Source organism: Achromobacter sp. 18P8.1.1, from assembly GCF_057799415.1.
The window spans coordinates 23,284-33,483 of sequence record NZ_JBYOKH010000067.1 but is presented as its reverse complement, the minus strand read 5'-3'; the positions used below and the strand labels follow the sequence as shown (position 1 = coordinate 33,483).

At 64.2% G+C, this 10,200-nt stretch carries 7 protein-coding genes; 1 reads left to right on the top strand and 6 read right to left on the bottom strand.

The features are described from left to right. On the bottom strand, positions 1–1,251 hold a 1,251-nt coding region (locus AC27VE_RS28230), incomplete at its 3' end, for a DEAD/DEAH box helicase (protein WP_488705592.1). A gap of 304 nt (positions 1,252–1,555) precedes the next feature. Between AC27VE_RS28230 and AC27VE_RS28225 the strand changes: the two genes are divergently transcribed. Then, a complete protein-coding gene (locus AC27VE_RS28225) occupies positions 1,556–3,028 on the top strand; it encodes a YdgA family protein (protein WP_006224499.1) in 1,473 nt (490 codons plus the stop codon). Positions 3,029–3,109: 81 nt separating this feature from the next. Here the strand turns inward: AC27VE_RS28225 and AC27VE_RS28220 are convergent, their stop codons facing one another. The 5 genes from AC27VE_RS28220 to AC27VE_RS28200 all read right to left on the bottom strand — a co-directional run bounded on the left by AC27VE_RS28220 (position 3,110) and on the right by AC27VE_RS28200 (position 9,901). After that, complete coding sequence (locus AC27VE_RS28220; RefSeq protein ID WP_488705591.1) at positions 3,110–4,318, bottom strand: metal-dependent hydrolase family protein; 1,209 nt, start codon at positions 4,316–4,318, stop codon at positions 3,110–3,112. Between the two features lie 25 nt (positions 4,319–4,343). Beyond that, positions 4,344–6,074 carry an ABC transporter ATP-binding protein gene (locus tag AC27VE_RS28215; RefSeq protein WP_006224501.1) on the bottom strand — a complete coding sequence of 577 codons (1,731 nt, stop codon included), beginning with the start codon at positions 6,072–6,074 and terminating at the stop codon, positions 4,344–4,346. 7 nt (positions 6,075–6,081) lie between these two features. Then, positions 6,082–7,008 carry an ABC transporter permease gene (locus AC27VE_RS28210; RefSeq protein WP_006224502.1) on the bottom strand — a complete coding sequence of 309 codons (927 nt, stop codon included), beginning with the start codon at positions 7,006–7,008 and terminating at the stop codon, positions 6,082–6,084. Positions 7,009–7,177: 169 nt separating this feature from the next. After that, entirely contained in the window at positions 7,178–8,149 is a 972-nt protein-coding gene (locus AC27VE_RS28205) for an ABC transporter permease (RefSeq protein ID WP_006224503.1), read from the bottom strand. Between the two features lie 144 nt (positions 8,150–8,293). Further along, complete coding sequence (locus tag AC27VE_RS28200) at positions 8,294–9,901, bottom strand: ABC transporter substrate-binding protein (RefSeq protein WP_488705590.1); 1,608 nt, start codon at positions 9,899–9,901, stop codon at positions 8,294–8,296. Between the last annotated feature and the right edge of the window lie 299 nt (positions 9,902–10,200).

The window sequence follows — 10,200 nt, the reverse complement described above, 5'->3', positions numbered from 1 at the left end:
GGCGTTGCCGCCACGGCCGCCACCGCCGTTGCGGTTGCCACCGCGCGGGCTACGGGCGTCTTCGTCGCGTTCCTGGCGCTCGAAAGCGGCAGCGCTGGTCGGGGACGGGGTCCAGCCTTCGACCGGCTTGCGCTCGATCGTCTTTTTGATCAGGCGCTCGATGTCCTTCAACAGCTTGATTTCGCTGTTGTCGACCAGCGAGACCGCGGCGCCGGTGGCGCCGGCGCGGCCCGTGCGGCCGATGCGGTGCACGTAGTCTTCCGGCACGTTGGGCAGTTCGAAGTTCACGACCTGGGGCAGTTGGTCGATGTCCAGGCCGCGGGCGGCGATGTCGGTAGCGACCAGGACCGTCACGGTGCTGTCCTTGAAGCCGGCCAGCGCGCGGGTGCGGGCCGATTGGCTCTTGTTGCCGTGGATCGCGGCGGCGGTCAGGCCGTCCTTGACCAGTTTTTCAGCCAGGCGGTTGGCGCCGTGCTTGGTGCGCGTGAACACCAGCACCTGATGCCAGCCGCTTTCGCGGATGATGTGGCTGATCAGGTCGCGCTTGTGGTGCTGTTCCACCATGTGCACCGTCTGGGTGACCAGTTCGGTGGCGGTGTTGCGCGGGGTCACCGAGACTTCGCCCGGGTTGTTCAGGACGCCGCGTGCGAGCGTGCGGATCTCGTCGGAGAACGTGGCCGAGAACAACAGGTTCTGGCGTTGCTTGGGCAGCAGCGCAAGGATCTTGCGGATGTCGCGGATGAAGCCCATGTCCAGCATGCGGTCGGCTTCGTCCAGCACCAGGATTTCAACGCCGGACAGGTCCACCGTCTTCTGGCCGCAATGGTCCAGCAGGCGGCCGGGCGTGGCCACCAGGATGTCCAGCGGCTTGCGCAGCGCGGAGATCTGGGGGTTGATGTTGACGCCGCCGAACATCACCATGGACGTCAGCGAGGTGTACTTGCCGTAGGTCTGGACCGATTCCGCGACCTGCGCGGTCAACTCACGCGTCGGGGTCAGGATCAGGCAACGGGGGCGGCCGGGCTTGCGCAGTTCCGGCTTCTGCTGCATCAGCAGGTGCAGGATCGGCAGCGTGAAGCCGGCGGTCTTGCCGGTTCCGGTCTGTGCGGCGGCCAGCAGATCGCCGCCTTTGAGCACTTGCGGAATGGCTTGGGCTTGAATGGGGGTGGGTGCGGTGTAGCCGGTATCGGCAATAGCGCGCAACAGGGAATCAGCCAGCCCGAGGTCGGCAAAAGGGGAAGAGGTAGTCAAAACAACTCCAGCGGCAGCCCGTCGCTCAAGTTGAGAGACTCCAATCCAGGCGGACGAATAAGGAGAAAAGGGAAGCGCCCTGATGGGCGAAGCTTGGCAGCGAAGGGCCTAGCGGACGTGTGCAGATTGGCAAAGCACACGGTGCGATTGTAGCTGATGTGGCATTGCAGCACCGGTGGATTTTTCGTAGGGCGGTATCACCACGTAACATATTGCATCGCCTATGCACGAAATAAGTGTTTTCCCTAGGCGGCACTCCCTATAATCCGTGCGCTTATATCCATTTGAAGAATAAAGGATCGCTATGAAGAAATCGGCGTTAGTGGGTGTCGTTGTCGTACTGGGTGCAGTGTGGACCGGCACGGCCTGGTACACGGGCCAGAAGGCCGAGGACTTCGTCAATCAGTCGATCGCGAACGCCAACGACAGCCTGAAGACGTTTAGCGACAAGTGGGGCATCGCGTCCAAGGTCGAGTTGGTGTCGTTCGAGCGCGGCGTGTTTTCGTCCACCGCGCGCTATCGCGTGAAGTTCACCGCGCCGGCCACCGAAGGCAAGCCGGCCGAAGAGCGCGACGTGCTGTTCGTCGAGCAACTGAGCCACGGTCCCCTGCCCCTGTCCAACCTGAAGACTGGCTCGTTCATGCCGGCCATGGTGGCCAGCGACTTCGCTCTGGAAGAGACCCCGGCGGTCAAGGAATGGTTTGCCGCCGCCAAGGGCGTCACGCCCCTGACCGGCCATTACAGCGTCAGCTACGCGAAGAACATCACGGGCAAGTTCAACCTGGCGCCGGTGGAAGTGGCCAAGGGCGACACGAACCTGAGCTTCTCGGGCATGACCGGCAACGTCGAATACGCCACGGGCACGAAGCACGGCGTCGTCGACCTGAAGACGGACAAGCTGGTGCTGTCCGGCCAGTCGGAGAACAGCGACATCGTCAGCATGGCCCTGCAAGGCATCACGCTGACCAGCGACCTGACGCCGGCCTCCAACGACATGTACGTGGGCAACCAGAAGCTGACGTTCAAGGACTGGACGATCACCTCCAAGGAAAAGCCGCCCGTCCAGTTCAAGGACACCACGATCGCCGTCGATGTGGCGGAAGCCAATTCGCTGCTGGGCGCCAAGATGGCCCTGGATTTCGGCATGATCAACGTGCAGGCCAAGGACATGGCCGGCTTGAAGCTGGCCATCGACGTGCAGAAGCTGGACTCCAAGGCGTTCAAGGCGCTGAACGACGTCTACGAAGCCGCTTCGCGTCGCATGATGCAAAGCAAGGGTGAAGAGCAGACGCCGCAGTTCACGCCCGAAGAGCAGCAAATCCTGAAGACCAACGTCGAGCTGTTGCTGGCCGGCAATCCGACGCTCGCCGTGTCGCCGCTGGAAGTGCGTACGGCCAATGGCACGTCCACGTTCAACCTGAACCTGGATCTGGCCAAGCCGGCCTCCATGGACGGCGAGTTCGCGGATACGCTGACGCAGGCGGTGCGCAAGCTGGACGCCAAGCTGGTACTGTCCAAGGGCAACCTGACCGACCTGATGGCGATCGAACCGCAAATGCGCGGCGTGCCGGCCGAGCAGGCTGCGCAGACCGCCAAGGGTCAGGCTGAAATGGTCGGCACCATGGCGGCAGCGATGGGTATGGCAAAGGTCGAGAACAACAACATCGTCTCGTACCTGAACTATGCCGACGGCCAGGTCGACTTCAACGGCAAGAAGATGCCGGTCGAGCAGTTCCTGATGATGGTGATGAGCGGCGCAATGGGCGGCGCGCGCTAAGGCGCACTCCCCGCACGCAGCATCAAGGAAAAAGCCGCCGCGCTTCACGGCGCGGCGGCTTTTCTTTTTATCGCCGGGCAGTCAGAAAGGCAAGGCGCCCGCGGCCACTTCGCCGTTGCGCAGCACCGCCACATGGAAGCGCTTGTCGGCCGCTTTCAGGATGTCTTCCGTGGGATCGCCCTGTACCAGCAGCAGGTCGGCCACCTTGCCGTCGGCCAGGATGCCGTGCTGGTCCAGGCCCATCAGGTCGTGGCCGCGCGAGGTGCCGGCGATCAGCGCGTCCACCGGCGTCATGCCGAATTCCACCATGTAGGCCAGCTCCATGGCGTTTTCGCCATGCAGGTTGAACGGCGTGCCGGCGTCCGTGCCCATCGCGATCCGGCCGCCCGCCTTGTAGTACATCTGAAACGATTCGCGGTGGCGTTGTTCCACCGCGCGCGCCTTTTCCACGGCATAGGCCGGGATGCCGTTGTCGGCGTTGGCGATGATGTTGCGCACCGCGGCGATGGTGGGCACCAGATAGGTCTGGGCCTCCAGCATTTCGCGCAGGCAGTCGTCGTCCATGAAGATGCCGTGCTCGATGGAATCGATGCCGGCGCGCACCGCGTTCAAGATGCCCTGGGTGCCTTGCGCGTGGCTGGCCGTGCTTTTGCGAAAGCGCTTGGCCTCGTGCACGCCCGCCTTCATTTCGTCGAAGCTGTAGTGCGCGTCCATCGGGCTGACGCCGGGCGTCATGACGCCGCCGGTCGCCATGATCTTCACCAGGTCGCAGCCGGCGTGCACCTGTTCGCGCACCGCCTTGATCACGTCTTCACAGCCGTCGGCGATGCGGCCGATGCGGTTGCCGTGGCCGCCCGTCATGCAGATGATGCGGCCGGACGCCTTGATGGTGGGGCCGGGGAACACGCCGCGCGCGATGGCGTCGCGCACGCCGAATTCCAGATAGTCCTTGCCGCCGCAGTCGCGCAGCGCCGTGACGCCGCCGCGCAGACTGGCCTGCGCATTCTCCAGCGCGGTCAGCGTGATCTGGGCCGGACCTTGCTTGCTTAGCTGCGCATTGGGATCGGCGCCGCCGGTATAGACCAGGTGGACATGGCAGTCCGCCAGGCTGGGCATCAGCGTCATGCCGGTGGTGTTGACCTGCATGCCGGCGTAGCCTTCGAATTCGGCCGCCGGCGCCACGCGCGTCACCCGCTGGCCGTCGACCAGCACGCCGTGGCCCTGCAGCATCTTGCCCTCACCATCGAATACCTGTCCGCCGATGAAGAGGGTCTGTCGTGTCGCCGTCATGTCTCGCTCCGGTTGCGCTCAGGCGTCAGCCTTCCACCACGTCCAGCCCCTCGCGGGACATGGATTGCAGGCGGGGCATCAATCCAAGCAGGTGTTGGCTATAAGGGTGTTGCGGATGGTCGAACAGGCTTTCCGTTTCGGCCACTTCCAGCAATTCGCCGTAACGCATCACGCCGACGCGGTCGCACATCTGGCGGATCACCGGCAGGTCATGGCTGATGAACAGCATGGTCAGGCCCAGCTCTTCCTGCAGGTCTTTCAGCAGGTTCAGGATCTGCGCCTGGATGGACACGTCCAATGCGGAGGTGGGCTCGTCGCAGATCAGGAAGCGCGGGCGCGTGGCCAGCGCGCGGGCGATGCAGATGCGCTGGCGCTGGCCGCCCGAGAATTCGTGCGGGAAGCGCTCGGCCGCGCGGTCGCCCAGGCCCACCACGTCCAGCAGGTCGGCCACGATGCGGCGGGCCTCGGCTTCGCTTGCCGCCAGCTTGTGAAAGCGGATGGGCTCGGCCACGATGTCCAGCACGCGCATGCGGGGGTTCAGCGACGAGAACGGATCCTGGAAGATCATCTGGATCTGGCGCCGGAACGGGTTGAGGTGCTTTTCGCCCTTGAGCGCGGTCAGGTCTGTGCCGCCGAACGTGACGGAACCTTCCGAGGGCGTGTACAGCCCCGAGATCAGCCGCGCCACGGTGGATTTGCCGGAACCCGATTCGCCCACCAGCCCGAAGACCTCGCCTTCGCCGATCGAGAAGTTCACGCGCTTGACTGCGTCCAGCGTGCGCTGGTTGCGTTTGAACAGCGCGCTCTTCAACACGAAGCGCATGGATAGGTCGCGCACCTGCACCAGCGGACCGTCGGTATGCGCGCCGAAGTCACGCCGTTGGCCCAGCCAGTGCGTGGCAAGATCCAGGGGCTGCGACGGCGTCTTCACGTCTTCGATGTAGGTGACCAGCGGAAAGCGCTTGAGCTTGATGTCCGGGCGCGGCACGGCCGAGATCAGGCTGCGGGTGTAGGGGTGGTCGGGGTCGCCCAGGATCTTGGCGGTGGGGCCTTGTTCCACGAGCTTGCCGTGATACAGCACCGCCACGCGGTCGGTCACGTCCGCGATCACGCCCATGTCGTGCGTGATGATGATCATGCCGACCTGCTCTTCGCGGCACAGTTTTTTCAAGAGCTCCAGGATCTGCGCCTGGATGGAGACGTCCAGCGCGGTGGTGGGCTCGTCTGCGATGATCACCTCGGGTTCGCAGCACAGCGCCAGCGCGATCACCACGCGTTGCCGCATGCCGCCCGAGAACTGGTGCGGGTATTGCTGCACGCGCAGTTCGGGCTGGTCGATGCCGACCTGCACCAGCAACTGCACGGCGCGCTTCTTGGCTTCGGCGTGCGACAGGTTCAGGTGCACCTGCATGGTTTCGACCAGCTGGCTTTCCACCGTCTGCAAGGGGTCCAGCGAGGTCAGCGGATCCTGGAAGATCATGCCGATGCGGCGCCCGCGCACTTTGCGCTTCTGTGCCGGCGTCAGCGTGTCGATGCGTTCGCCGTTCAGCAGCACCGAGCCGCCGGCCAGCCGTCCGGGCGCTTCCAGCAAGCCGATCACCGCGTTGCCGATGGTGGACTTGCCTGCGCCGGATTCGCCGACCACGCCCAGGATCTCGCCTTTTTCCAGGGACAGCGATACGCCGTCCACCGCCACCAGCGTGCCGCGGCGGCTAGGGAATTCGATGCGGATGTCTTCGATGTTCAACAGGGCCATGACGTCCTCAGCGCAGCTTGGGGTTGAGCGCGTCGCGCAGCCAGTCGCCCAGCAGGTTGACCGATAGCACCAGCGCCACCAGCGCGATGCCGGGGAAGATCGATATCCACCACATGCCCGAGAACAAGTAGCTGTTGCCGATGCGGATCAGCGTGCCCAGCGACGGCGACGTGACCGGCACGCCGACGCCCAGGAACGACAGCGTGGCCTCGGTGATGATGGCGATCGCCAGGTGGATGGTGGCGATGACCAGCACCGGGCCCATGACGTTGGGCAGGATGTGGCGGCGCAGGATGGTGATGGGGCCGATGCCGATGAGGCGTGCGGCCTGCACGTATTCCTTGTTGCGTTCCACCAGCGTGGAGCCGCGCACGGTGCGCGCGTACTGCACCCAGCCTGAAATGCCGATGGCGAAGATCAGCACGTACAGCGCCAGCTGGTCATGCATGTCGCGCGGCAGGATGCCGCGCGCCACGCCGTCGATCAGCAGCGCGACGAGGATGGCGGGAAACGACAGCTGGACGTCGGCGATGCGCATGATGAAGCTGTCGATGCGGCCGCCGGCGTAGCCGCTGATGAGGCCGAGCGTCACGCCCAGCACCATCGAGAACAGCACCGAGGCAAACCCCACCAGCAGCGATACGCGGGAGCCATACAGCACGGCCGACAGGATGTCGCGGCCCTGGTCGTCGGTGCCCAGCAGGAAGTCGGGGCTGCCACCCTCTTCCCAGGCCGGCGGCGTGTTGGCGTCCATGATGCTGAGCGACGCCAGGTCGAAAGGGTTGTGCGGCGCGATGATCGGCGCGAACAGCGCGCCCAGCAGGATGGCCAGCGTCACGGCGGCGGCAATGATGGCGCCAGGCGAACGCTTGAAGCTGTGCCACAGGTCGCTGTCGGCGGCGCGGGCAAAAAGGGGAGCGATGCGAGCAATCATGTGATTTCCTTTTTTACCGCTGGGCCGTCCCAAGGTAAAAAGCGCCCCCCTGGGGGGCAGCAAGCCGAAGGCGCGGCGTGGGGGCTATTTTTTACCGCTGGGCCGTCCCAAGGTAAAAAGCGCCCCCTCGGGGGGCAGCAAGCCGAAGGCGCGGCGTGGGGGCTATTTTTCATTTGCTCTGCACGCGCAGACGCGGGTCCACGGCGAAGTACAGCAGGTCGACCACCAGATTGATGACGACGAACATGAACGCGATCAGCACCAGGTAGGCGGCCATCACGGGGATGTCCACCATGCTGATGGCCTGGATGAACAAAAGCCCCATGCCGGGCCACTGGAACACCGTTTCCGTGATGATGGCGAACGCGATGATGGACCCCAGCTGCAACCCGGTGATGGTGATGACGGGCACCATCGTGTTCTTCAAGGCGTGGCGGAAATTGATCAGCCGTTCCGGCAGGCCGCGGGCGCGCGCGAACTTGATGAAGTCGGCGCGCAGCACCTCCAGCATCTCGGCGCGCACCAGGCGCATGATCAGCGTCATCTGGAATAGCGCCAGCGTGATGGCCGGCATGATCAGCGCGAGCCAGCCCGACTTGGTCAGAAAGCCGGTGGTCCACCACCCCAGGCTGACGACGTCGCCGCGCCCGAAGCTGGGCAGCCATCGCAGCTGCACGCCGAAGACCAGGATGAGCAGGATGCCGATCAGGAATGTCGGCAGCGAGATGCCGGCCAGCGAGATCGCCATGAAGGCCTTGGACAGCACGCCGTGTCGCTTGAGCGCGGTGTAGATGCCCATCGGAATGCCCAGCGCCAATGCCATGACGGCGGACACAAAAGACAGTTCCAGCGTGGCGGGCATGCGTTCTTCAAGCAGTTCGCTGACGGGCCGGCGCTGGCGGTACGAGATACCGAAATCGCCTTGCACCGCATTACCGACGAAGCGGGCGAACTGCACCACGAAGGGATCGTCCAGGCCGAGCTCGACACGCAGCTGCGCGCGTTGTTCAGGCGTGGTGTCCTGGCCGACCATGCTGGCGATCGGGTCACCCACATAGCGGAACATGGAGAACGCGATCAGCGCCACCGTCAACATCACCAGCACCGACTGGATAAGCCGTTGCGCAATAAAGGAAAGCATTATCGGATGCCCTCGTTTGCAGATAACGCCGGGCCGCGTTTCCGTTGAAAGCGGGAAGCGGGGCTGGGCCGGGCGCGCCCGGACGGCTCACGCCGTCCGGGGCTCACATCGTCAGGAAATCAACGCAGGGATTGCGGCAGGCGGTTACGGCAACACCACGTCGCGCAGGTCGAGCACGTCATCGGCGCGCTGGATGACCTTGATGTTGTCCTTCACGCCCCAAGACATCGGTTGCTGGTGCAGCGGCAGGTAACCGAAGTCGCTGCGCACGATCTCGAACGCTTCCTTGATCATGGCGTTGCGCTTGGTCTGATCGGTTTCGACGCCGATCTTGTTGGTCAGGTCGTCCACCTTCTTGTTGCAGTAGCCGCCCAGGTTGAACTGGCCGGCCGCCGTCTTCGCGTCGCGGCAGGCTGCCAGGTTCAGCAGCGCGTTGTGCGCGTCGGTGGAGCTGGGCGTCCATCCCAGCATGTACATGCTGGTCTGGTTGCCCGCCTGCAGCAGGATCTTGCCGAAGTACTTGGACTTGGTCTGCGCCAGCAGGTTGATCTTGATGCCGACGCGAGCCAGCATGCCGGCCACCGCCTGGCAGACCTTTTCGTCATTGACGTAGCGGTCGTTCGGGCAGTCCATCGTCACCGTGAAGCCCTTGGGGTAGCCCGCTTCGGCCAGCAGCTTCTTGGCGCGTTCGGGATCGGGCTTGTAGGGCGCGCCGTAGGAGTCGGCGTAGCCGTTGATGGCGGTAGCCACCAGCGAGCCCAGCGGCTTGGCCGCGCCGCGCATGATCTTCTCGTTGATGGCCTTGGTGTCGACCGCCAGCACCACGGCTTCACGCACCTTGGCGTCCTTGAAGGGGTTCTTGCCCTTCACGTCCGAGAACAGCAGTTCGTCGCGGTCCTGGTCCATGCCGATGAAGATGGCGCGCGCTTCGGGCGCCGTCAGCGGCTTGACGCCCTTGGCGTCTTCCAGGCGCTTCCAGTCCTGCACGGGCACGGGTTGCACCAGGTCCATTTCGCCGGAGATCAGCGCGGCCACGCGCGTGGCTTCCTGCGTGATCGGCTGGAAGATGACTTCGTCGACGTTGGTCTTGATGTCCTTGTTCCAATAGTCGCCATAGCGCTTGAGCACCGTCTTCACGTCGGGCTGGCGCGAGACCAGCATGAAGGGGCCGGTGCCGTTGGCGTTCAGGTTGGCGTAGTTGCCCTGGTTGTCACCCTTGACGTTGGTGGCTTCGGTGGTCTTGTTCTTCTCGGACCACGTCTTGCTCATGATGTACAGGAACACCCATTCGCGCGGCAGGATGGGGTTGGGCGTGGGGGTGGTGACTTCGATCGTGTAGTCGTCCACCTTCTTGATGTCGGAGGCCTTGGCGCCGTAGCCCTTCATGTCGGAGCCCGGCGTCAGGCTGCGTTTCCACGAGAAGATCACGTCGTCCGCCGTGAAGGGCGAACCGTCGTGGAACTTCACGCCTTTGCGCAGCTTGAACACCCATTTGGTCGGCTCGGGGTTTTCCCAGCTTTCGGCCAGCAAGGGGGTCAGTTTCAGGTTGCCGTCGTAACCTGCCAGCGTCTCGTAGATATTGCCCTGGAAACCGAGCGTGAAGGTTTCGTTCAAGGCCATCGGGTCCATCGACGTGGCGTCGCCTTGATAGGACCAGTGGAACGTCTTGGCGGCCGCGCCGGCGCTGAATGCCAGCGATGCCGCAACGGTAGCCGCCAGCGCAGCCTGCTTCAGGTGGGGAAAAGTACGCATAGCCCTCATGCTCCGTGTGGTGCGCGGATCGCGCGACAGAAGTGACAGGGCCCCGGCCCCATCGGGATCCGGGGCATGGCGTTGCTGCTTACGACGAAAGACGGCGTGGGGTCGGAAGGCGCGCGGCGCGAACTGCGCACGGGCCGTGGAGGGCGATGCCGGGAATCACTGCCGAGGACTTCGACTTCACGATAGACCCAACCCCTTGTGATTGTCATGGCGGGGACGGACCGCGCCGATGCAGAACGAATCTTATAGATCGATTCGTTTAAGCGTCAATCGGTTTGGATTGGGGTTAG

Coding starts and splice junctions, on each gene's coding strand:
- AC27VE_RS28225 (WP_006224499.1), top strand. CDS start 1,556: ATGAAGAAATCGGCGTTAGTGGGTGTCGTTGTCGTACTGGGTGCAGTG.
- AC27VE_RS28220 (WP_488705591.1), bottom strand. CDS start 4,318: ATGACGGCGACACGACAGACCCTCTTCATCGGCGGACAGGTATTCGAT.
- AC27VE_RS28215 (WP_006224501.1), bottom strand. CDS start 6,074: ATGGCCCTGTTGAACATCGAAGACATCCGCATCGAATTCCCTAGCCGC.
- AC27VE_RS28210 (WP_006224502.1), bottom strand. CDS start 7,008: ATGATTGCTCGCATCGCTCCCCTTTTTGCCCGCGCCGCCGACAGCGAC.
- AC27VE_RS28205 (WP_006224503.1), bottom strand. CDS start 8,149: ATGCTTTCCTTTATTGCGCAACGGCTTATCCAGTCGGTGCTGGTGATG.
- AC27VE_RS28200 (WP_488705590.1), bottom strand. CDS start 9,901: ATGCGTACTTTTCCCCACCTGAAGCAGGCTGCGCTGGCGGCTACCGTT.